This window comes from Pseudomonas sp. LS2P72 (genome assembly GCF_054897865.1).
The window spans coordinates 1,806,391-1,828,378 of the sequence record NZ_CM142708.1 but is presented as its reverse complement, the minus strand read 5'-3'; the positions used below and the strand labels follow the sequence as shown (position 1 = coordinate 1,828,378).

General features: G+C 58.0%; 19 protein-coding genes. 10 read left to right on the top strand and 9 right to left on the bottom strand.

Going from position 1 to position 21,988, the window contains the following annotated elements:
* Nucleotides 1-33: 33 nt before the first annotated feature.
* The 7 genes from ispC to rpsB all read right to left on the bottom strand — a co-directional run bounded on the left by ispC (nt 34) and on the right by rpsB (nt 6,096).
* A complete protein-coding gene (gene ispC, locus ACYZUA_RS08435) occupies nt 34-1,224 on the bottom strand; it encodes a 1-deoxy-D-xylulose-5-phosphate reductoisomerase (RefSeq protein WP_461962728.1) in 1,191 nt (396 codons plus the stop codon).
* A complete protein-coding gene (locus ACYZUA_RS08430) occupies nt 1,221-2,027 on the bottom strand; it encodes a phosphatidate cytidylyltransferase (RefSeq protein WP_461962727.1) in 807 nt (268 codons plus the stop codon). The genes ispC and ACYZUA_RS08430 overlap by 4 nt, the downstream gene beginning before the upstream one ends.
* Nucleotides 2,027-2,782, bottom strand: coding sequence for a polyprenyl diphosphate synthase (gene uppS, locus ACYZUA_RS08425; RefSeq protein ID WP_429511987.1), 756 nt, complete (start codon nt 2,780-2,782; stop codon nt 2,027-2,029). The genes ACYZUA_RS08430 and uppS overlap by 1 nt, the downstream gene beginning before the upstream one ends.
* Nucleotides 2,783-2,795: 13 nt before the next feature.
* A complete protein-coding gene (gene frr / locus ACYZUA_RS08420; protein ID WP_007907979.1) occupies nt 2,796-3,353 on the bottom strand; it encodes a ribosome recycling factor in 558 nt (185 codons plus the stop codon).
* On the bottom strand, nt 3,350-4,093 hold the full coding sequence (pyrH, locus tag ACYZUA_RS08415; protein ID WP_003172271.1) for a UMP kinase: 744 nt from the start codon (nt 4,091-4,093) through the stop codon (nt 3,350-3,352). Before pyrH ends, frr begins: the two co-directional genes overlap by 4 nt.
* A 209-nt stretch (nt 4,094-4,302) precedes the next feature.
* Nucleotides 4,303-5,166: a translation elongation factor Ts gene (tsf, locus tag ACYZUA_RS08410; RefSeq protein ID WP_033056302.1), complete on the bottom strand. Its 864-nt coding sequence runs from the start codon at nt 5,164-5,166 to the stop codon at nt 4,303-4,305.
* A gap of 192 nt (nt 5,167-5,358) precedes the next feature.
* Nucleotides 5,359-6,096, bottom strand: a complete 738-nt coding sequence (gene rpsB, locus ACYZUA_RS08405; RefSeq protein ID WP_003219330.1) for a 30S ribosomal protein S2 — start codon at nt 6,094-6,096, stop codon at nt 5,359-5,361.
* Nucleotides 6,097-6,469: 373 nt separating this feature from the next.
* Between rpsB and map the strand changes: the two genes are divergently transcribed.
* The 9 genes from map (at nt 6,470) to ACYZUA_RS08360 (ending at nt 16,753) form a co-directional block, all read left to right on the top strand.
* Nucleotides 6,470-7,252, top strand: a complete 783-nt coding sequence (map, locus tag ACYZUA_RS08400) for a type I methionyl aminopeptidase (protein ID WP_461962726.1) — start codon at nt 6,470-6,472, stop codon at nt 7,250-7,252.
* Between the two features lie 45 nt (nt 7,253-7,297).
* Entirely contained in the window at nt 7,298-10,000 is a 2,703-nt protein-coding gene (locus ACYZUA_RS08395; RefSeq protein ID WP_461962725.1) for a [protein-PII] uridylyltransferase, read from the top strand.
* A 174-nt stretch (nt 10,001-10,174) separates the two neighbouring features.
* Nucleotides 10,175-11,374: a succinyldiaminopimelate transaminase gene (dapC, locus tag ACYZUA_RS08390; RefSeq protein WP_461962724.1), complete on the top strand. Its 1,200-nt coding sequence runs from the start codon at nt 10,175-10,177 to the stop codon at nt 11,372-11,374.
* Between the two features lie 165 nt (nt 11,375-11,539).
* Complete coding sequence (locus tag ACYZUA_RS08385; RefSeq protein ID WP_461962723.1) at nt 11,540-12,268, top strand: M12 family metallopeptidase; 729 nt, start codon at nt 11,540-11,542, stop codon at nt 12,266-12,268.
* 194 nt (nt 12,269-12,462) lie between these two features.
* Nucleotides 12,463-13,194 (top strand): M12 family metallopeptidase, encoded by a 732-nt coding sequence (locus ACYZUA_RS08380; RefSeq protein WP_461962722.1) that lies wholly within the window; start codon nt 12,463-12,465, stop codon nt 13,192-13,194.
* 410 nt (nt 13,195-13,604) lie between these two features.
* Nucleotides 13,605-13,913 carry an arsenate reductase gene (locus ACYZUA_RS08375; protein ID WP_461963914.1) on the top strand — a complete coding sequence of 103 codons (309 nt, stop codon included), beginning with the start codon at nt 13,605-13,607 and terminating at the stop codon, nt 13,911-13,913.
* 33 nt (nt 13,914-13,946) lie between these two features.
* The gene (gene dapD / locus ACYZUA_RS08370; RefSeq protein WP_461962721.1) at nt 13,947-14,981 is read left to right on the top strand and encodes a 2,3,4,5-tetrahydropyridine-2,6-dicarboxylate N-succinyltransferase; all 1,035 of its coding nucleotides are present in this window, start codon (nt 13,947-13,949) and stop codon (nt 14,979-14,981) included.
* Between the two features lie 168 nt (nt 14,982-15,149).
* Nucleotides 15,150-16,355 (top strand): aminotransferase class V-fold PLP-dependent enzyme, encoded by a 1,206-nt coding sequence (locus ACYZUA_RS08365; RefSeq protein WP_461962720.1) that lies wholly within the window; start codon nt 15,150-15,152, stop codon nt 16,353-16,355.
* Nucleotides 16,352-16,753, top strand: coding sequence for a SufE family protein (locus ACYZUA_RS08360; RefSeq protein ID WP_461962719.1), 402 nt, complete (start codon nt 16,352-16,354; stop codon nt 16,751-16,753). The genes ACYZUA_RS08365 and ACYZUA_RS08360 overlap by 4 nt, the downstream gene beginning before the upstream one ends.
* A 23-nt stretch (nt 16,754-16,776) precedes the next feature.
* Here the strand turns inward: ACYZUA_RS08360 and ACYZUA_RS08355 are convergent, their stop codons facing one another.
* Nucleotides 16,777-18,033, bottom strand: coding sequence for an IS256 family transposase (locus ACYZUA_RS08355; RefSeq protein ID WP_240890573.1), 1,257 nt, complete (start codon nt 18,031-18,033; stop codon nt 16,777-16,779).
* A 185-nt stretch (nt 18,034-18,218) separates the two neighbouring features.
* A complete protein-coding gene (gene tcdA, locus ACYZUA_RS08350) occupies nt 18,219-19,037 on the bottom strand; it encodes a tRNA cyclic N6-threonylcarbamoyladenosine(37) synthase TcdA (protein WP_461962718.1) in 819 nt (272 codons plus the stop codon).
* Between the two features lie 282 nt (nt 19,038-19,319).
* On the opposite strand from tcdA, the gene ACYZUA_RS08345 reads away from it, so the two are divergent.
* A complete protein-coding gene (locus ACYZUA_RS08345; RefSeq protein ID WP_461962717.1) occupies nt 19,320-21,911 on the top strand; it encodes a glycosyltransferase in 2,592 nt (863 codons plus the stop codon).
* Nucleotides 21,912-21,988 lie beyond the last annotated feature (77 nt).

The following is a 21,988-nucleotide window of genomic DNA, read 5'->3' as shown; positions in this document are numbered from 1 at the left end:
TCCAGTGCCGCATGGGTCAACGTATTGCAGCACTTATCGCCCGTGACGACTCAACCATTGTTCGGCCAGAACTCGCGCTTTTGCGTCGGCCGTAAACACTGCCTCGAGATCGCCAACCGCAACCACGGGCTCGAGATTCAATACTTCTTCGATGATACTCGCGATTTCCGGGTAGCGAACCCGCCCGTCGAGAAAGGCCGCGACCGCCACTTCATTCGCCGCATTCAGCATGGCCGGCGCGCTATTGCCGGATTCAGCTGCCTGACGCGCAAGGCGCAGGCACGGGAATCGCTCTTCATCAGGCGCCTGGAAGTCCAGCCGCGCAATTGCAAACAGGTCCAGCGGCGCAACACCCGAGTCGATTCGCTCCGGCCAGGCCAGCGCGTTGGCGATCGGCGTGCGCATGTCAGGGTTACCTAACTGGGCCAATACCGAACCGTCGATGTAATCGACCAGCGAATGAATCACGCTTTGAGGATGAATCACCACTTCGACCTGGGACGGCTTGGCATCAAACAGCCAACAGGCTTCGATCAGCTCCAACCCCTTGTTCATCATGCTGGCCGAATCCACCGAAATCTTGCGCCCCATGGACCAGTTCGGGTGGGCACACGCTTGCTCAGGGGAAACATGCATCAGTTCAGCCATAGGTGTCTGTCGGAACGGACCGCCAGAGGCTGTGAGTAAAATCCGACGCACCCCGACGGCACCCAGCCCACGAGCGAAATCCTGTGGCATGCACTGGAAAATCGCGTTGTGCTCGCTGTCGATCGGCAGCAACACCGAACCGCTCTTGCGCACCGCCTGCATGAACAGCGCACCGGACATCACCAGTGCTTCTTTGTTGGCCAGGAGAATTTTTTTGCCGGCCTCGACTGCCGCCAGAGTCGGTCGCAAGCCCGCAGCACCAACGATGGCTGCCATGACCGCATCGACCTCAGGATCGGAAGCAACCTGACACAGGCCCTCTTCCCCCACCAGCACGCGGGTCGACAGGCCTGCGGCGCGCAAGTCGTCCTGCAAACCCCGGGCGGCACCCACCTCAGGCACCACGGCGAACCGCGGTGCATGACGAACACACAGCGCCAATAGCTCGCTCAAACGGGTGAAACCGCTCAAGGCGAAAACCTGATAACGCTCCGGATGGCGAGCGATGACGTCAAGCGTGCTCAGACCGATCGAACCGGTCGCCCCCAGGACGGTAATCTGCTGTGGGCGGCTCACGGTGCCGCCATCCACAGCAGCACGGCAAACACTGGGATCGCTGCAGTCAGGCTGTCGATACGGTCCAGCACGCCGCCGTGACCCGGCAGCAGATTACTGCTGTCCTTGATCCCGGACTGACGCTTGAACATGCTTTCAGTCAGATCACCTACCACCGAGATAAACACGACGATAGCAGCACCCATCAGACCTTTGAACAACTGCGCCACCGTCCAGTCTCGAACCAGACCGACAATGACAGTAATGAACAGACTCACCGCGAGGCCGCCGTAGACGCCCTCCCAGCTTTTGCCGGGGCTGACCAGTGGCGCCAGCTTGCGCTTGCCAAAGGCCCGACCGGAGAAGTAAGCACCGATATCAGCGCCCCAGACCAGCACCATCACCGCCATGATCAGCCAGTTGCCCAAAGGCTCCTGCTTGATCTGAACCAGACCTTGCCAGGCGGGCAGCAGGATCAGCAGACCGATCACCAGCTTGCAGGCAGCGCTGGACCAAAGTTCGCTGGAGCGCGGATACGTCAACACCAGATAGGTTGCAACGCCCCACCAAAGTACCGACGCGCCCAATACCCAAGGTGCGAGCCCAGGCAGGACATGCATGACAAACAGCATCAACGCGACGACAGCCGCATAGGCAACGCGGATCGGCTGCTCAGTGAAGCCGGCCAGGCGAGCCCACTCCCATGCACCGAGGGTCACGACCAGCCCGATGAACAGTGCAAAACCGGTGCCTTCGAGCAGGAAAAACCCGCACAGGGCAATCGGCAGCAGGATCAGTGCGGTGATGATTCGTTGTTTAAGCATTAAACCCGGGCTCCAGCCTCGACCTGCTCGCTCGTTTTACCGAAGCGGCGCTGCCGAGAAGCAAAATCGGCCAGCGCGGTACGCATGGCATCGTGTTTGAAGTCCGGCCAGAACAGGTCGGAGAAGTACAACTCGGCGTAAGCCAGTTGCCACAGCAGGAAGTTACTGATGCGGTGCTCGCCACCGGTACGGATGCACAAGTCCGGCAACGGCAAATCGCCGGTAGCCAGACAGGTTTGCAACAGTTCCGGAGTAATGTCTTCCGGACGCAGGTGCCCAGCCTGAACTTCCCGAGCCAGACGCTGTGCGGCCTGCGCGATATCCCACTGTCCGCCATAGTTGGCAGCGATCTGCAGAACGAAGCGATTGGCGCCCGCCGTCATTGCCTCAGCTTCACGCATGGCAGCCTGAAGCTCAGGATGAAAGCGCGAACGGTCGCCAATGATGCGCAAACTGATGTTGTTTTCGTTCAGGCGCTTGGCCTCGCGACGCAATGCCTTGAAGAACAGATCCATCAAGGCGCTGACCTCGTCGGCCGGGCGCTGCCAGTTCTCACTGGAGAAGGCGAACAGGGTCAATACTTCGACCCCGGCCTCGGCACACACCTCGATAACCGCACGAACCGCATCCACGCCCGCTTTATGACCGGCGACACCCGGCATAAAGCGCTTTTTCGCCCAGCGATTATTACCATCCATGATGATCGCGACATGGCGCGGCACCGCGGACGGCGCAGTCTGCTTGGTCTTTTCCATGAAAACGTGACCCTTATACGGCCATCAGGTCTTTTTCTTTCTGCGCCAGATTCGCGTCGATTTCAGCCACGTATTTTTTGGTCAGATCATCGATCTCGCCAGTGGCGCGGCGCTCTTCGTCTTCGCTGATTTCTTTTTCCTTGACCAGATCCTTGAGCTGGCTGTTCGCGTCACGACGGATGTTGCGCACAGCAACACGGGCATCTTCAGCGACATCGCGAGCCTGCTTGGTGAAGCCCTTGCGGGTTTCTTCGGTCAGGGCCGGCATGGAGATCAGCAGCAACTCACCCAGGTTGGTCGGGTTGAGGTTCAGACCCGCGCTACCGATGGCTTTGTCGACGGCACCCAGCATGTTGCGCTCGAAGGCAACGACTTGCAGGGTACGGGCGTCTTTGACGGTGATGTTCGCCACTTGCTTGATCGGGGTGTCGGAGCCGTAGTACGGAACCATCACGCCTTCCAGAATGCTTGGGTGCGCCTGGCCCGTACGAATACGGCCGAAGTTGTGCGCCAGCGATTCGACGGATTTTTTCATGCGCTCTTGAGCGTCTTTCTTGATTTCGTTGATCATTGTTGGCCTTCCTCGATCAGGGTCCCTTCAGCGCCACCATGCACGATATTCAGCAGGGCGCCGGGCTTGTTCATGTTAAATACGCGCAACGGCATCTTGTGGTCGCGGCACAGGCAAATGGCTGTCAGATCCATCACGCCCAGCTTGCGATCCAGCACTTCATCGTAAGTCAGATGATCGAACTTCTCGGCATGCGGGTCTTTGAATGGGTCAGCGGTGTAGACGCCATCGACCTTGGTCGCCTTGAGCACGACATCGGCATCGATTTCGATTGCACGCAAGCACGCTGCCGAATCCGTGGTGAAGAACGGATTGCCGGTACCGGCCGCGAAAATCACGACTTCCTTGGCATTCAAGTGGCGCATGGCTTTGCGGCGATCATAGTGATCGGTTACGCCAACCATGGAAATGGCCGACATCACGATGGCCGAGATATTGGCACGTTCCAGCGCATCGCGCATGGCCAGGGCGTTCATCACAGTGGCCAGCATGCCCATGTGGTCACCGGTGACCCGGTCCATGCCGGCCGCGCTCAGCGCTGCACCACGGAACAGGTTGCCGCCGCCGATCACCAGACCGACCTGAACACCGATGCCGACCAGTTGGCCGACTTCCAGCGCCATGCGATCCAGAACTTTCGGATCGATCCCGAACTCTTCCGAGCCCATCAGGGCCTCGCCGCTAAGCTTGAGTAGAATGCGTTTATAGCGAGCCTGATAACCACTGCCCTGCTGAGCCATTGCGAATCTCTCCTGCGGCGTATTTTAAAAATTCTTTGCGAGCTGTTTACAGCTGGCGTTCACTCTAACTTGGCACTGCTTCAGCGCCATCGGAACATGGCTTTGTAAGCCAGTTCCAAAAGGAAACCAATTAAAAATTGGTGCCCCATCTGAAAAGAGGCTGCGCGCGTGAGCGGGCAGCCTCTTCAGGGCGACAGTTAAAAACCGTCTTATTGCTTGGCGGCAGCCAGCTGGGCAGCAACTTCTTCAGCGAAGTTGTCGACCGGCTTCTCGATGCCGTCGCCTACTTTGAAGTAGGTGAAGGAAACGATTTCGGCACCGGCTTTCTTGGCCAGTTCGCCAACCTTGATTTCAGGGTTCTTGACGAACGCCTGCTCAACCAGGCTCGCTTCAGCCAGGAACTTGCTGATACGGCCTTTGACCATGTTTTCAACAATGTTTTCTGGCTTGCCGGCGATCTTGTCAGCGTTGAGGGTCAGGAACACGCCCTTCTCACGCTCGACCGCTTCAGCGGAAACTTCCGATGGCAGCAGGAATTCAGGGTTGGTCGCCGCTACGTGCATGGCGATGTCTTTGGCCAGCTCAACGCTGCCGCCTTTAAGGGCAACCACAACACCGATCTTGTTGCCGTGCAGGTAACCACCAACAACGTCACCTTCAACGCGAGCCAGGCGACGGATGTTGACGTTTTCGCCAACCTTGCCGACCAGAACCAGGCGATCGGCTTCTTGAGCGGCGATCAGCGGAGCAACGTCAGTCAGTTTGTCAGCGAACGCTTTTTCAACGCTGGAAGCGACAAATGCCTTGAAGTCATCCTGCAAAGCCAGGAAGTCGGTCTGCGAGTTCACTTCCAGCAGAACGGCGGATTTACCGTCTTCCTTCAGAGCGATTGCGCCTTCAGCAGCCACGTTGCCTGCTTTCTTGGCAGCCTTGATGGCGCCCGAAGCACGCATGTCATCAATGGCTTTTTCGATGTCGCCGCCGGCCTTGGTCAAGGCCTTTTTGCAGTCCATCATGCCTTCGCCAGTACGCTCGCGCAGTTCTTTGACCAACGCTGCAGTAATCTCTGCCATTTCAAAATTCCTCTTGGATAGGTTTTCAACCATTCCACCCGATCGAACGGGCGATCAATTCTTCCCGAACCACCCTTGCTGGCTGCTGCAGGTTACAAAGGCTGTAACTGCGCTGCCGACAAACGGTTTTCGAGGTGGCAAAAAGGGGGCCAAGCCCCCTTTTTGCTTACTGAGTCAACGCCAAGGCGTCAATTACTCAGCTGCTGCTACCGGAGCTTCTTCAACGAACTGCTCGGTGCCGCCAGCAACGTGGTTGCGACCGCGGATTACAGCGTCAGCCATCGAACCCATGTACAGCTGGATAGCGCGGATTGCGTCATCGTTGCCTGGGATGATGTAGTCAACGCCTTCCGGGCTGCTGTTGGTATCGACTACGCCGATAACCGGGATGCCCAGCTTGTTGGCTTCGGTGATCGCGATGCGCTCGTGATCAACGTCGATAACGAACAGAGCGTCTGGCAGACCGCCCATGTCCTTGATACCACCCAGGGAACGATCGAGCTTCTCAAGATCGCGAGTGCGCATCAGCGCTTCTTTCTTGGTCAGCTTGGCGAAAGTACCGTCTTCGGCTTGCACTTCAAGGTCACGCAGACGCTTGATGGAAGCACGGATGGTTTTGAAGTTGGTCAGCATGCCGCCCAACCAGCGGTGATCGACGTACGGCGAACCGCAACGTGCTGCTTCTTCAGCAACGATCTTGCCAGCGGAACGCTTGGTGCCGACGAACAGGATCTTGTTTTTGCCCTGGGCCAGACGCTCTACGAAAGTCAGAGCTTCGTTGAACATTGGCAGGGTTTTTTCAAGGTTGATAATGTGGATCTTGTTACGCGCGCCGAAAATGTACTTACCCATTTTCGGGTTCCAGTAACGGGTCTGGTGACCGAAGTGCACACCGGCCTTCAGCATATCGCGCATGTTGACTTGGGACATGATAGTTCCTTAATAAGTCGGGTTTGGCCTCCACGTATCCCAATGACCAACCAGCAGCATCAGCTGAAGGCACCCAGGTCATCGTGTCGACACGTGTGTGGATTTAGGCTTTTCAGGGGATCCCCGGAAAGCGGCGCATTTTATATCACAAGGCTGAAAAAAACGGAACCCGGATTGTTAAATCCTGGCGCTCGCCTTGGTTTCGCCCCTTGGATTCCTCCAAGAATGCGCCATTCTATAAGGAGAAGCGATGCACAGAGGCTCAGATTTGCGCTGCTCGTCTGTTAGAATCGCGTTTTTCAGGGCCGCGAAGATCGACCGCGCAATGCCCATTCCGTTTTAGAAGGCGCCATCGAGCGCAGAGAGAGCCTGTATGACCGTCACCCTCAAAACCCCGGAGGACATCGCAAAAATGCGCATCGCCGGCAAACTGGCCGCCGATGTGCTGGAAATGATTGCCGAACATGTCAAGCCGGGCATTACCACAGAAGAACTGGACCGCATCTGCCACGACTACATCGTCAATGAGCAGAAAGCTATCCCTGCCCCGCTCAACTACAAGGGTTTCCCGAAGTCGATCTGCACCTCGATCAACCACGTGGTCTGCCACGGCATACCGAACGAGAAGGTCTTGAAGGATGGCGATACGCTGAACATCGACGTCACCGTCATCAAGGACGGCTACCACGGCGACACCAGCCGCATGTTCCACGTCGGCACCGTGCCGGTCTGGGCCGAGCGCCTGTCGCAAGTGACCCAGGAATGCATGTACAAGGCCATCGAACTGGTCAAGCCCGGCTGCCGCCTGGGCGACATCGGTGAAGTGATCCAGAAGCACGCTGAAAAGAACGGTTTTTCCGTGGTTCGCGAATTCTGCGGTCACGGCATTGGCAAGGTATTCCATGAAGAGCCGCAGATCCTGCACTACGGCCGCGCCGGCACCGGCATGGAACTGAAGGCCGGCATGACGTTCACCATCGAGCCGATGATCAACCAGGGCAAGGCCGACACCAAGGTATTGGGCGATGGCTGGACCGCGATCACCAAGGACCGCAAGCTGTCGGCACAGTGGGAACACACCCTGCTGGTAACCGAAACCGGTTACGAGATCTTCACCCTGCGCGCCGACGACACCATCCCGCGCGTTTCGGCCTGATCCGGGCGCGCAGCTCCTCAGCTTTATAGACAGGAAAGCCAATCGATGCCGCAGGTGGATCCCGAACTCTTCGACCGTGGCCAGTTCCAGGCTGAACTGGCCCTGAAGGCAAGCCCGATCGCGGCCTTCAAAAAAGCGATTCGCCAGGCCCGCGAGGTGCTCGACGAGCGCTTTCGCAGCGGCCGCGACATTCGCCGGTTGATCGAGGATCGCGCCTGGTTCGTCGATAACATCCTGCAAAAGGCCTGGGAGCAATTCAGCTTGAGTTCCGAAGCCGACATCGCGCTGGTCGCGGTCGGCGGCTACGGTCGCGGTGAGTTGCACCCTTACTCCGACATCGATTTGCTGATCCTGCTGGACAGCGCCGATCACGAAGTTTTCCGAGACTCCATCGAGCGTTTTCTGACGCTGTTGTGGGACATCGGCCTTGAAGTGGGTCAGAGCGTTCGCTCGGTGGACGAATGCGTCCAGGAGGCCCGCGCCGACCTGACGGTCGTCACCAACCTGATGGAAAGCCGCACCATTTGCGGCCCCGAGCGCTTGCGCCAGCGCATGCTGGACGTTACCAGCACCGCGCACATGTGGCCGAGCAAGGACTTCTTCCTGGCCAAACGCGCCGAGCAGAAGGCCCGTCACCACAAGTACAACGACACTGAATACAACCTGGAACCCAACGTCAAAGGCTCTCCCGGCGGCCTACGGGATATTCAGACGATTCTGTGGGTGGCTCGTCGCGAGTACGGCACCCTGAACCTGCGAGCCCTGGCCGGCGAAGGTTTCCTGGTTGAGAGCGAGAATGCCCTGCTGGCCTCCTCCCAGGAATTCCTGTGGAAAGTTCGTTACGCCTTGCACATGCTCGCCGGCCGTTCCGAAGACCGCTTGCTGTTTGATCACCAGCGCACCATCGCCGGGCTCCTGGGCTTCAAAGGCGATGATGCCAAGCAAGCCATTGAAAACTTCATGCAACAGTATTACCGAGTGGTCATGAGCATTGCCCAGCTCAGCGACCTGATCATCCAGCACTTCGAGGAAGTCATCCTCGCGCCGGAAGACCAAGCGCCGCCGCAGCCGATCAACTCGCGATTCCAGCTGCACGACGGTTACATCGAGGCGCGCAACGACAACGTGTTCCGCCGAACTCCGTTCGCCATGCTGGAAATCTTCGTACTGATGGCCCAGCAGCCGGAAATCAAAGGCGTGCGCGCCGACACCATTCGCCTGCTGCGAGAACACCGCCACCTGATCGACGACGATTTCCGCAACGACATTCGCAATACCAGCCTGTTTATCGAACTGTTCAAGTGCAAGATCGGTATCCATCGCAATCTGCGACGGATGAACCGCTACGGCATCCTCGGGCGCTATTTGCCGGAGTTCGGCTTCATCGTCGGGCAGATGCAGCACGATCTGTTTCACATCTATACGGTCGACGCTCACACCCTGAACCTGATCAAGCATCTGCGTAAGTTGCAGTACACCCAGGTGTCGGAAAAATTCCCGCTGGCCAGCAAGCTCATGGGCAAACTGCCCAAACCCGAGCTGATCTACCTGGCCGGTCTGTACCACGACATCGGCAAGGGCCGGCATGGCGACCATTCGGAAATTGGCGCGGTGGATGCCGAAGCCTTTTGCCAGCGCCACCAATTGCCGGTGTGGGACAGCCGCCTGATCGTCTGGCTGGTGCAGAACCATTTGGTGATGTCGACCACCGCCCAGCGCAAGGACTTGTCCGACCCACACGTCATCCACGATTTCGCGCAGATCGTCGGCGACGAAACCCACCTCGATTATCTGTACGTGCTGACCGTCGCCGACATCAACGCGACCAATCCGACGCTGTGGAATTCCTGGCGCGCCAGCCTGTTGCGCCAGCTCTACACCGAGACCAAGCGGGCCTTGCGTCGCGGCCTGGAAAACCCGGTCGATCGCGAAGAGCAGATTCGCCAGACCCAGAGCGCAGCACTGGACATTCTGGTACGCGGCGGCACCGACCCGGATGACGTCGAGCAGCTGTGGGCGCAATTGGGCGATGACTACTTCCTGCGCCACACTGCTGGCGACGTGGCCTGGCACAGTGACGCGATCCTCCAGCAACCGGCCGACGGCGGGCCACTGGTGCTGATCAAGGAAACCACCCAGCGCGAGTTCGAAGGCGGCACGCAGATCTTTATCTATGCGCCGGATCAACACGACTTCTTCGCCGTGACCGTGGCCGCGATGGACCAGCTCAACCTGAACATTCACGACGCCCGGGTCATCACCTCCAGCAGCCAGTTCACCCTCGACACCTACATCGTGCTCGACACTGACGGCGACTCGATCGGCGATAACCCGGCGCGGGTCAAACAGATTCGCGAAGGCCTGACCGAGGCCCTGCGCAACCCGGACGACTACCCGACCATCATTCAGCGTCGGGTACCGCGCCAGCTCAAGCATTTCGCGTTTGCGCCACAGGTGACGATCCACAACGACGCCCAGCGTCCGGTGACCGTACTGGAACTCAGCGCCCCCGACCGCCCAGGCCTGCTGGCACGCATCGGCACGATCTTCCTCGAGTTCGATCTGTCGTTGCAGAACGCCAAGATTGCGACCCTCGGCGAGCGTGTGGAGGACGTGTTCTTCATCACCGACGCAAACAACCAGCCGTTGTCCGACCCATTGCTGTGCAGCCGCTTGCAGGATGCAATCGTCGAACAGCTGACCGTCAGCAACGAACCCGATATCAAACTGTCACGCTTGAGTATTTGAACTAACCAACTTTCCCTGTGGGTGCGGGCCATGTGGCGAGGGGATTTATCCCCGTTGGGCTGCGAAGCGGCCCCAGCATTTCAAAGTTGAAGCGAGTTCACGACTGCTTCGCAGCCGAACGGGGATAAATCCCCTCGCCACACAGGCTCGCCCCCACATTAGATGAGGCCCCCGATGAACAACGCTCTGAACCAGTTGCAGCCCTACCCGTTCGAGAAGCTCCGCGCCCTGCTCGGCAGCGTCACGCCAAACCCGGACAAGCGTGCAATTGCGCTGTCCATTGGCGAGCCGAAACACCGTTCGCCAAGCTTCGTCGCCGAAGCCCTGGCAAGCAATCTCGATAAGATGGCCGTGTACCCGACCACCCTCGGCATCCCGGCCCTGCGTGAAGCCATCGCCGCGTGGTGCGAACGTCGTTTCAGCGTTCCGAACGGCTGGCTCGACCCGGCGCGCAATGTGCTGCCGGTCAACGGCACTCGTGAAGCGCTGTTCGCCTTCACCCAGACCGTGGTCAACCGTGGCGAAGATGCACTGGTGGTCAGCCCGAACCCGTTCTATCAGATCTACGAAGGTGCAGCGTTCCTTGCCGGAGCCAAGCCGCATTACCTGCCGTGCCTGGACGAAAACGGCTTCAACCCGGATTTCGACGCCGTTTCCCCAGACATCTGGAAACGCTGCCAGATCCTGTTCCTGTGCTCGCCAGGCAACCCGACCGGTGCACTGATCCCGGTCGAAACCCTGAAGAAGCTGATCGCCCTGGCCGACGAATACGACTTCGTGATCGCCGCCGACGAGTGCTACAGCGAACTGTATTTCGACGAACAAACCCCGCCGGCTGGCCTGCTCAGCGCCTGTGTGGAACTGGGCCGCAAAGACTTCAAGCGTTGCGTGGTGTTCCACAGCCTGTCCAAGCGTTCCAACCTGCCAGGTCTGCGTTCAGGCTTCGTGGCCGGTGATGCGGACATTCTCAAAGGCTTCCTGCTCTATCGCACCTACCACGGCTGCGCGATGCCGGTTCAGACCCAACTGGCCAGTGTTGCCGCGTGGAATGACGAAGTGCACGTGCGCGCCAACCGTGCGCTGTATCGCGAGAAATACGATGCGGTGCTGGAGATCCTCAGCCCGGTGATGGATGTGCAGCGTCCGGACGGCGGTTTCTATTTGTGGCCGAATGTTGAAGGCGACGACGAGGCGTTCTGCCGTGATCTGTTCGTTGAAGAACATGTAACCGTGGTGCCGGGTTCTTATCTGTCTCGCGAAGTGAACGGCTCAAATCCCGGCGCAGGCCGAGTGCGCATGGCGCTGGTTGCACCGCTGGCGGAATGTGTCGAAGCAGCTAAGCGGATTCGCAATTTCATAACTAATCGCAAGTAACAACCTGAGCCTGTACTGCGCAACGCAGCACAGGCCTCCTTCATAATAAAGTAACAAGCACTTAAACATTACAACTTCCCCCACCCACTTATCACTGATTAAATCCGAATCAAATGCGCCAGCATTCGAACCCATTCGAAAGTTAAATCTGATAAGGACATAACAATGCATTCTCTAGCACCCTGCCAAGTTATTGGCAACTTTGATCCACACGCCTCTTATGAGGCTGCTCTACGAGAAAACCCTGACAACATCCAGAATGCTTCAACCGGTGGACGCCAGAAACGTGGAGTCGCCACGCACTCAAAATTCTGGGCCAGCCACAGAACTCTGAAAATTGCATTTATAAACCCGCCCTCCCCCGCACACCGCAACGCAGTTATCAACGCCATAAAACAATGGCAAAACTCAATCAACCTCACACTTGAGTTTGTGGACGATGCCACGGGAGATATCCGGATCACCATGGAGGCGCCTGCAAATTACTCGGCCATTGGCACTGATGCGACACTGCGCCAGCCTCATGAGAACACCCTGAATATTGGCACCGACCTGATGCACCCACGGTTCGATGCAACGGTCATGCACGAGTTCGGACATGCACTCGGAATGGAGCATGAACACCAACACCCGCACGCCGATATCCCATGGGACAAACCCAAGGTCTATGACTTCTACCTGCGCAACTTCAACTGGCCGAAAGAGCAAGTCGATCACAACTTCTTTAGAACACTGGACGCGATCAACACACGAACGACTCCTTATGACAAACTTTCAATCATGCATTACAAGATTCCGAACGAATTTACCACCGGTGACTGGTCGGTAGAGAACAACAACACTATCAGCCAAAAAGATCGGCGACTGATGCGAAAGGTTTACCCCCAGCAATAACAAAGACAAGCTACTTCACCTCCCCCACAGACGCACTGACAGGCAGCCCGGTGCAACGCAGTGCGGGCACACTTTTATAACCGGTAACACTTAAGCAGAAATCAAGGTTCGCCGAACTGCAGAGTTCCCCTTACTCTCATGCAGCGCATTAGCGTGCGCATTCACACGACCTTACTTCAAGGAAGAAGTAGCCAATGAACAGTATTGAAGACTGCACCCTTATCCAATGGCCCGACGATCAACAATCCTTTGAAGCCGCCATCAACGAGAACCCTGAGAATGCCGGCACCGGCGGCGGCACTCGCAGCAAGCGCTCGCTGATCAATTACTCAAAGCTGTGGGCAAACGGACGCACACTCAAGATCGCGTTTATCGACGGCCCCGACGATGAACACAAACAGAAGATCATCAAAGCAGCGCGCCAATGGCTGCCCTATATCAATCTGAGCTTCGATTTCGTTGAGGGGCTCGAAGGTGACATCAGAATCGCAACTAAAAACAACGTCAACAGCTCAATGCTGGGCACCGATGCGCTGTTGATTCATCCGGACTGGCAGACCATGGATCTGGGTGTCAAACCTGAAGATGCAGACTTCGACGTGATCGTGACTCATGAGTTTGGACATGCCTTAGGCGCGATGCATGAACACCAACACCCTGAGGCCAATATTCCCTGGGATAAACCGAAAGTGTATGCGTTCTACCAGAATCGAGAAATGAATCCACTGACCCAAGAAAAAGTCGAAAGGAACCTGTTTCAGCCCTTCGATACAATCGAAGCGATTTATACGCCTTACGACAGAAAATCCATCATGCACCACCCGGTGGCTAACACGCTGACCCTGGGCGATTGGGAAATCCCTGTTAACCGAAAGATCAGTAAAAAAGATAAAAAACTTATGAAGTTGCTTTATCCCAAACGTTAGCAGTCATCCCCAATCTGGTGATGACGACTGAGCTTGTACAACTCCAGGCGTTGCGCTCGCAGCGCCTTCAACCGCAGACGCCGCTCCAGCAAGTCAATCTGAAACACCAGCGCAGCGCAGCAACAACGGCAAGGCGATGCAGGCGGTTTGCATCAAGCGCGTTTTCCAAGACAATCGACAGCATTGAAGTGCCATATTTGCCGCTTAGACTGTGGGCAAGCCGTTACACCTATGCCGCATGCAATCGCTGATCGCCACGACAAACGGACAAACCCGACCACGACCGACGCGAAACCGCCCGGTCATGGCATAATCCGTCACCATTAATTTCCAGCACCTGCAAAGGGGGCAATTCCTTGACCGTTTCAAGCAAAACGTTGCACCTTTTCGGCATCAAAGCCTGCGACACCATGAAAAAGGCGCGCACCTGGCTCGATGAACACGCTGTCAGCTATGACTTTCATGATTACAAAGCGGCCGGAATCGACCGTGAACACCTGACCCAATGGTGCGACGAGCACGGCTGGCAAGTGGTGTTGAACCGTGCAGGCACGACCTTTCGCAAGCTCGACGACGAACGCAAAGCCGATCTCGACCAGCCGAAAGCCATCGAACTGATGCTCGCACAACCCTCGATGATCAAGCGCCCGGTGCTTGATCTCGGTGACCGAACCCTGATTGGCTTCAAGCCAGATATCTACGCGGCAGCGCTCAAGTAAGGCAGCCCGTTCCATTTTGTTAGAGGTATCAACATGTCCACTACCCTGTTCAGCCTGGCCTTTGGTGTCGGCACTCAAAACCGTCAAGGCGCATGGCTGGAAGTGTTTTACGCGCAGCCACTGCTCAACCCGTCGGCCGAACTGGTCGCTGCCATCGCGCCAATTCTGGGCTACACCGAAGGCAATCAGGCGATCGCGTTCACTACCGCTCAGGCCTCGCAACTGGCTGAAGCCCTGAAAAGTGTCGACGTTGCCCAAGCTGCCTTGCTGACCCGTCTGGCCGAGAGTCACAAGCCGCTGGTCGCAACCCTTCTGGCCGAAGACGCTCAACTGACGTCCACGCCTGAGGCTTACCTCAAGCTGCACCTGCTGTCCCATCGTCTGGTCAAGCCGCACGGCCTGAACCTGGCCGGCGTGTTCCCACTGCTGCCGAACGTGGCGTGGACCAGCCAGGGCGCAATCGACCTGGCCGAACTGGCCGAACATCAACTGGAAGCCCGTCTGCGCGGCGAGCTGCTGGAAGTGTTCTCGGTGGACAAGTTCCCGAAAATGACCGACTACGTGGTTCCGACCGGCGTGCGCATCGCTGACGCGGCACGTATTCGTCTGGGCGCTTACGTCGGCGAAGGCACCACCGTGATGCACGAAGGTTTTGTCAACTTCAACGCCGGCACCGAAGGCCCGGGCATGATCGAAGGTCGCGTTTCCGCGGGTGTATTCGTCGGCAAGGGTTCGGACCTGGGCGGCGGTTGCTCGACCATGGGCACCCTGTCGGGTGGCGGCAACATCGTGATCAAGGTCGGCGAAGGCTGCCTGATCGGCGCGAACGCCGGTATCGGCATTCCGTTGGGCGACCGCAACACGGTTGAATCGGGCCTGTACGTGACCGCTGGTACGAAAGTGGCGCTGCTGGACGAAAACAACGCACTGGTCAAAGTCGTGAAGGCCCGTGAACTGGCCGGTCAACCCGACCTGCTGTTCCGTCGCAATTCGGAGACCGGTGCCGTGGAATGCAAAACCCACAAATCGGCCATCGAACTGAACGAAGCACTGCACGCTCACAACTAAGCCGAGCGTCAAACGATCACCTGACCTGTAGGAGCGAAGCTTGCTCGCGAAGCTTTTGGCGCCAGTGATGACGCCTTCGCGAGCAAGCTTCGCTCCTACACAGGTCTGGCGTAGACCCGACCATCAGGTCAGGCGTACATCCGCCCATGTTTACCAGGGCCGAACAATATGATGATTCCCTCTCCCTGGCGTGCCGATTTTCCGGCCATCGCCGCATTGCAACGGCAAGACCAGACGTATCTGGACAACGCCGCCACCACGCAAAAACCTCAAGCCCTGCTGGATGCCCTGGCGCATTACTACGCCAACGGCGCGGCCAACGTGCATCGGGCGCAACACCTGCCCGGCGCCCACGCCACCCAGGCGTTCGAGGCCAGCCGCAGCAAAGTCGCCCACTGGCTCAATGCCGGCGATTGCGGGCAGATCATCTTTACCCACGGCGCAACGTCTGCGCTGAACCTCCTGGCTTACGGCCTGGAACATCTTTTCAATCCGGGCGATGAAGTTGTCATCAGCGCGCTGGAGCATCACGCCAATCTGTTGCCGTGGCAGCAACTGGCCCACCGTTGCGACCTGAAGCTGGTGATCCTGCCACTGGACGCTGACGGTTTGATCGACCTTGATGCTGCCGCGCAGCTCATTGGTCCGCGAACCCGCTTGTTGGCGGTCAGTCAGTTGTCCAATGTGCTCGGTGCCTGGCAGCCGTTGCCCGCCCTCTTGACGATGGCTAAAGCGCATAACGCGCTGACCGTGGTCGATGGCGCCCAAGGCGTGGTTCATGGCCGGCATGACGTGCAGGCGCTGGGTTGCGACTTCTATGTGTTTTCCAGCCACAAGCTCTATGGCCCCGATGGTCTGGGCGTGCTGTTCGGGCGCAATGAAGCGCTTGAGCAACTGCGCCACTGGCAATTCGGCGGCGAAATGGTGCTGGATGCGGATTACCACGGCGCACGGTTCCGCCCGGCGCCACTGGGTTTTGAGGCGGGTACGCCGCCGATTGCCGGGGTGATTGGTTTGGGTGCGACGCTGGATTATCTGGCGGGGCTCGATCAGGACGCGGTTAGCGCCCATGAAGCAGCGCTGCATGACTATTTGCTCAAAGGCCTTGAAGCACGCAACGGCATTCGGTTGCTGGGCAAGCCGCAACTGGCGCTGGCCAGTTTTGTCGTCGAGGGTGTGCATAACTCTGATCTGGCGCATTTGCTGACCGAACAGGGGATCGCGGTGCGCGCAGGTCATCACTGTGCCATGCCGCTGCTCAAGCGTTTTGAACTGGCCGGGGCGATTCGGGTGTCGTTGGCGCTGTACAACGATTCCGAAGATTTGGAACGGTTCTTTGAAGCGTTGGATCAGGCGCTGGAGCTGTTGCGATGAACTTGCCTGCCGATGCGGCTACGGCGCTGGAGACTTTTCAGAAGGCTGCCGGTTGGGAACAAAGGGCGCGGTTGCTGATGCAATGGGGCGACCGTCTGCCTGGGTTGAGCGATGTGGATAAAGTCGACGCCAACCGCGTGCATGGCTGTGAAAGCCAGGTGTGGTTGGTGGGTTCGTTGAATGACGGTCACTGGCAATTTGCCGCGAGCAGCGATGCGCGGTTGATCCGTGGGTTGGTGGCGTTGCTGCTGGCGCGGGTTAACGGGTTGTCGGCAGATGAGTTGCGGCAGGTGGATTTGCCGGATTGGTTTGAACAATTGGGGCTTGGCCGACAGCTGTCGCCGTCGCGCAGTAATGGCCTCAATGCCGTGCTGAAGCGAATGCAGAGGGTGTCCTAGATTTTGTGTAAACGGGATTTTTATTAAACCGTTAACAGCCGATCTTCGAACTGGATACTGAAGCGATTCAAGGCCGCTTTCCAGTCCCGGATCGGCATCGTCCACTTCTTGCTGATGTTGTTCAGCGCCAGATAAAACAGTTTCATCACCGCGTCATCGGTCGGAAATGAGGCGCGCGTTTTGATCACTTTGCGCAGGCTCATGTTGATCGATTCGATGGCATTGGTGGTGTAAATCACCTTGCGAATTTCGGCTGGATAGTCAAAAAACGGGATCACCCGAGCCCAGTTTCGCCGCCATGACAGGCTGATCGACTGGTACTCGGCATCCCATTTGGCTTCAAATTCGCAGAGTCGTTGTTCGGCCAATTCGGCGGTTGCCGAGGTGTAAATCAGTTTGAGATCAGCCGCCACCTCTCGCTGCTTTTTCCACGACACGAAGTTCAAGCTGTTGCGCACCATGTGCACGATGCACAGCTGAACGACGGCTTTTGGGTAGACGGCTTCAATGGCTTCAGGGAAACCTTTGAGACCGTCCACGCAGGCGATGAAGATGTCCTGCACGCCCCGATTCTTGAGTTCGGTCACCACTTGCAGCCAGAACTTCGCGCCTTCGGTTTGAGCGATCCACAGACCCAGCACTTCCTTGTGACCGGCCATATTGACGCCGATAGCCAGGTAAACCGCCTTGTTGCGCACGGCGCCAGCGTCACGCACTTTGACGTGAATGCAGTCCAGATAGAGGATCGGGTACAGCGCGTCCAGTGGTCTGGCTTGCCACAGCTTGACCTCGTCACTCACCGCGTCGGTAATCGCCGAGATCAGGCTGGGAGAGACCTCTGTGCCGTACATTTCCTGTAAGTGAGCCTGGATTTCTCTGACACTCAAACCGCGAGCGTAGAGAGAGATGACTTTGTCATCGAAGCCCGTCCAGCGGGTTTGATGCTTGGCCACCAACTGCGGCTCGAAGGACGCCTGCCGGTCGCGAGGGATGTCGAGCGGCAGTTCGCCGAAGTCGCCCTTCAGGGTTTTACCGCTGTGACCGTTGCGCGCATTGGCGGCGGTGTTGGTGATCGCTGCGCTTTTGTCGTGCCCCAAGTGTTCGGTCATCTCGGTTTCAAGGGCCCGCTCCACCAGCATCTTGGTGAGCTGTTTGAGCAGGCCGTTTTCGCCGATCAGATCTTCGGGCTTTTTGTAGTTGGCCAGCAGACTGTCGGCCAGTTTAACCAGTTCAGGATCAGGCTTGACTCGTTTGGCGCGCTTGGGTTTTGGCTCGGTCATTGGATTTCCTTGGGGTAGGCAGTCTCCTGCCAAATGACCGTTTACACAAAACTAATTACACCCTCCGAATGCAAGAAATCGCTGCTCCCCTGTAGGAGCAAAGCTTGCTCGCGATGACATCGGCACGATCCAACTGAAGACCGCGTCGCCTGCATCGCGAGCAAGCTTTGCTCCTACGGGTTTTGTTACGCCGTAGGCTTAACCCGATCCGCCGGGCGCCGCACTCCGGCCACAATCTTATCCACAGCCTTGGTCGCCGCGACCATCCCAAAAGTCGCCGTCACCATCATCACCGCACCAAATCCTCCGGCGCAGTCGAGCTTCACACCGTCACCGACAAAACTCTTCTGCAAGCAAATGCTGCCATCCGGTTTCGGGTAGCGCAGTTGTTCGGTGGAAAACACGCATGGCACGCTGTAATGGCGGGTCACGGTGCGTGAGAAGTTGTAATCCCGGCGCAACGTGGAGCGCACTTTCGAAGCCAACGGATCATTGAAGGTCCGGTTCAAGTCGCAGACCTGAATCAACGTCGGATCAATCTGCCCGCCCGCACCGCCGGTGGTGATGATCTGAATCTTGCGGCGCTTGCACCAGGCAATCAGCGCCGCCTTGGCATTCACGCTGTCGATGCAATCAATGACGCAGTCGATGTTCGGCGTGATGTATTCGGCCATGGTCTCGCGGGTGACGAAGTCCGCCACCGCGTGCACGGTGCAGTCCGGGTTGATCCCGCGCAGGCGCTCGGCCATCACGTCAACCTTGGGTTTGCCGACGGTGCTGTCCAGCGCGTGCAACTGACGGTTGGCGTTGCTGACGCAGACGTCGTCGAGGTCAAACAGCGAAATCTCGCCCACGCCACAACGGGCGACGGCTTCCGCCGCCCAGGAACCGACGCCACCGACGCCGACGATCGCCACGTGGGCTGCGCGCAAGCGCTCCAGGCCGTCGATGCCATACAAACGGGCGATGCCTGCAAACCGCGGATCTTCTGTACTCATGACCATTACCCCAAAAACCGGCGCGCATTATAGGGCCGTCAGCGGCCAAGAGCATCTTTGGGCTATGAACGGGCGTCTTGACCTATTTAATCAGCCTACACAGAACCAAGATTTAACCTACAAGGTCCAACGAAAGAACTTAAACCGAGTTGGATTGCCCAACGTCCGGCATTTCCCTGTCCGCTGTACGGTCAGTGAACGCCCGGTGTAGGATGCGCGCCCCCAGCCTCTTGGCAATCGGCCGCCGACCGTTCCTTCGTTCAGCAGCCCCTGGAACCTGAAATAGCTATGTCATCGCGTAAATTTGGACTCAACCTGGTCGTGGTGCTCGCCATCGCAGCCTTGTTTACCGGCTTCTGGGCGCTGATCAATCGCCCGGTCACCGCCCCCAACTGGCCTGAACAGATCTCCGGCTTTTCGTACTCGCCGTTCCAGCAAGGGCAGTACCCACAAAAAGAGCAATACCCGACCGACGATGAAATGCGTCGCGATCTGGAGATCATGAGCAAGTTGACGGACAACATCCGTACTTACTCGGTCGATGGCAGCCTGGGTGATATTCCCAAGCTCGCCGAAGAATTCGGTTTGCGCGTGACGCTGGGTATCTGGATCAGCCCGGATCTTGAGCGCAACGAGCGTGAAATCCTGCGCGCCATCGACCTGGCCAATACCTCCCGCAGCGTGGTTCGCGTGGTGGTCGGTAACGAGGCGATCTTCCGTAAGGAAATTAACGCCGCCGAACTGAGCGTGATCCTTGATCGCGTCCGCGCGGCAGTGAAAGTACCGGTGACGACCTCCGAGCAATGGCACGTCTGGGAAGAAAACCCGAGCCTAGCCAAGCACGTTGACCTGATCGCCGCCCACGTCCTGCCGTACTGGGAACATGTTCCGATGGAGCAGTCCGGGCAGTTCGTACTCGACCGCGCCCGGGACCTGAAAAAGATGTTCCCGAAAAAACCGCTGCTGCTGTCGGAAGTCGGCTGGCCGAGCAACGGCCGTATGCGTGGTGGCGCCGACGCGTCGCCGGCAGACCAGGCGATTTATCTGCGGACGTTGGTCAACAAGCTCAATCGCCAGGGCTTCAACTACTTCGTGATCGAAGCCTTCGACCAACCGTGGAAGGCCAGTGACGAAGGTTCCGTGGGCGCTTATTGGGGCGTTTTCAACGCCGCGCGCCAGCAGAAATTCAACTTTGAAGGCCCGGTCGTCGCTATCCCGCAATGGCGCGTGCTGGCCATCGGTTCCGTGGTATTGGCTCTGCTGTCCCTGACCCTGCTGATGATCGACGGCTCGGCCCTGCGTCAACGTGGCCGCACCTTCCTGACCTTCATCGCATTCCTCTGTGGTTCGGTGCTGGTGTGGATCGGTTACGACTACAGCCAGCAATACAGCACCTGGTTCAGCCTGACGGTGGGCTTCTTGCTTGCCCTCGGCGCACTCGGGGTGTTTATCGTGCTGCTGACCGAGGCGCATGAACTGGCCGAAGCGGTCTGGACCCACAAGCGTCGGCGTGAATTCCTGCCGGTGGTGGGCGATTCGGACTACCGACCGAAAGTCTCGATTCACGTACCTTGCTACAACGAGCCGCCGGAGATGGTCAAACAGACCCTCAACGCCCTGGCCAACCTCGACTATCCGGACTTCGAAGTCCTGATCATCGACAACAACACCAAGGACCCGGCGGTCTGGGAACCGGTGCGCGATTATTGCGAAACCCTCGGCCCGCGCTTCAAGTTCTTCCACGTCGCGCCATTGGCCGGTTTCAAGGGTGGCGCGCTGAATTACCTGATTCCGCACACCGCCAAGGATGCCGAAGTGATTGCGGTGATCGACTCGGACTACTGCGTCGACCCGAACTGGCTCAAGCACATGGTGCCGCACTTCGCCGATCCGAAAATCGCCGTGGTGCAGTCGCCGCAGGATTACCGCGACCAGAACGAAAGCACCTTCAAGAAGCTCTGTTACGCGGAATACAAAGGTTTCTTCCACATCGGCATGGTCACCCGTAATGACCGTGACGCGATCATCCAGCACGGCACCATGACCATGACCCGGCGCTCGGTGCTCGAGGAACTGGGCTGGGCTGACTGGTGCATCTGTGAAGACGCCGAGTTGGGTCTGCGTGTATTCGAAAAAGGTTTGTCAGCGGCGTATTACCACACCAGCTACGGCAAAGGGCTGATGCCCGATACCTTTATCGACTTCAAGAAACAGCGTTTCCGCTGGGCTTACGGAGCGATTCAGATCATCAAGCGTCATACCGCCAGTTTGCTGCGCGGCAAGGACACCGAGCTGACCCGTGGCCAGCGTTACCACTTCCTCGCGGGCTGGTTGCCGTGGGTGGCGGATGGCATGAACATCTTCTTCACCGTGGGCGCCCTGTTGTGGTCGGCGGCGATGATCATCGTGCCGCAGCGGGTCGATCCGCCGTTGTTGATTTTCGCAATCCCGCCATTGGCGTTGTTCGTGTTCAAGGTTGGCAAGATCATCTTCCTGTACCGCCGTGCGGTCGGGGTCAACCTGAAGGACGCGTTCTGCGCGGCATTGGCCGGTCTGGCGTTGTCGCACACCATCGCCAAAGCGGTGCTGTACGGCTTCTTCACCAGCAGCATTCCGTTCTTCCGCACCCCGAAAAACGCCGATAACCACGGCTTCTGGGTGGCGATTTCGGAAGCTCGCGAAGAAATGTTCATCATGCTGCTGTTGTGGAGCGCGGCACTGGGGATTTACCTGGTGAACGGCCTGCCAAGCAACGACATGCGCTTCTGGGTGACGATGTTGCTCGTGCAGTCGCTGCCATACCTGGCGGCGCTGATCATGGCGTTCTTGTCTTCGCTGCCGAAACCTTCGGTCGAGGCCGAACCGGCACCGGCGGTCTAAATCGTTCCAGATGCACTAAACGGCGGCCAATGGCCGCCGTTTTGCTTTAAGATAACCGCCATTTTGCGCGCCTTGCC

Coding starts and splice junctions, on each gene's coding strand:
- ACYZUA_RS08360 (WP_461962719.1), top strand. CDS start 16,352: ATGAACTTGCCTGCCGATGCGGCTACGGCGCTGGAGACTTTTCAGAAG.
- tcdA (WP_461962718.1), bottom strand. CDS start 19,037: ATGGTCATGAGTACAGAAGATCCGCGGTTTGCAGGCATCGCCCGTTTG.
- pyrH (WP_003172271.1), bottom strand. CDS start 4,093: ATGGCTCAGCAGGGCAGTGGTTATCAGGCTCGCTATAAACGCATTCTA.
- ACYZUA_RS08365 (WP_461962720.1), top strand. CDS start 15,150: ATGATGATTCCCTCTCCCTGGCGTGCCGATTTTCCGGCCATCGCCGCA.
- uppS (WP_429511987.1), bottom strand. CDS start 2,782: ATGGAAAAGACCAAGCAGACTGCGCCGTCCGCGGTGCCGCGCCATGTC.
- ACYZUA_RS08375 (WP_461963914.1), top strand. CDS start 13,605: ATGAAAAAGGCGCGCACCTGGCTCGATGAACACGCTGTCAGCTATGAC.
- ACYZUA_RS08380 (WP_461962722.1), top strand. CDS start 12,463: ATGAACAGTATTGAAGACTGCACCCTTATCCAATGGCCCGACGATCAA.
- frr (WP_007907979.1), bottom strand. CDS start 3,353: ATGATCAACGAAATCAAGAAAGACGCTCAAGAGCGCATGAAAAAATCC.
- ACYZUA_RS08345 (WP_461962717.1), top strand. CDS start 19,320: ATGTCATCGCGTAAATTTGGACTCAACCTGGTCGTGGTGCTCGCCATC.
- ACYZUA_RS08355 (WP_240890573.1), bottom strand. CDS start 18,033: ATGACCGAGCCAAAACCCAAGCGCGCCAAACGAGTCAAGCCTGATCCT.
- ACYZUA_RS08395 (WP_461962725.1), top strand. CDS start 7,298: ATGCCGCAGGTGGATCCCGAACTCTTCGACCGTGGCCAGTTCCAGGCT.
- dapD (WP_461962721.1), top strand. CDS start 13,947: ATGTCCACTACCCTGTTCAGCCTGGCCTTTGGTGTCGGCACTCAAAAC.
- ACYZUA_RS08385 (WP_461962723.1), top strand. CDS start 11,540: ATGCATTCTCTAGCACCCTGCCAAGTTATTGGCAACTTTGATCCACAC.
- rpsB (WP_003219330.1), bottom strand. CDS start 6,096: ATGTCCCAAGTCAACATGCGCGATATGCTGAAGGCCGGTGTGCACTTC.
- ACYZUA_RS08430 (WP_461962727.1), bottom strand. CDS start 2,027: ATGCTTAAACAACGAATCATCACCGCACTGATCCTGCTGCCGATTGCC.
- tsf (WP_033056302.1), bottom strand. CDS start 5,166: ATGGCAGAGATTACTGCAGCGTTGGTCAAAGAACTGCGCGAGCGTACT.
- map (WP_461962726.1), top strand. CDS start 6,470: ATGACCGTCACCCTCAAAACCCCGGAGGACATCGCAAAAATGCGCATC.
- dapC (WP_461962724.1), top strand. CDS start 10,175: ATGAACAACGCTCTGAACCAGTTGCAGCCCTACCCGTTCGAGAAGCTC.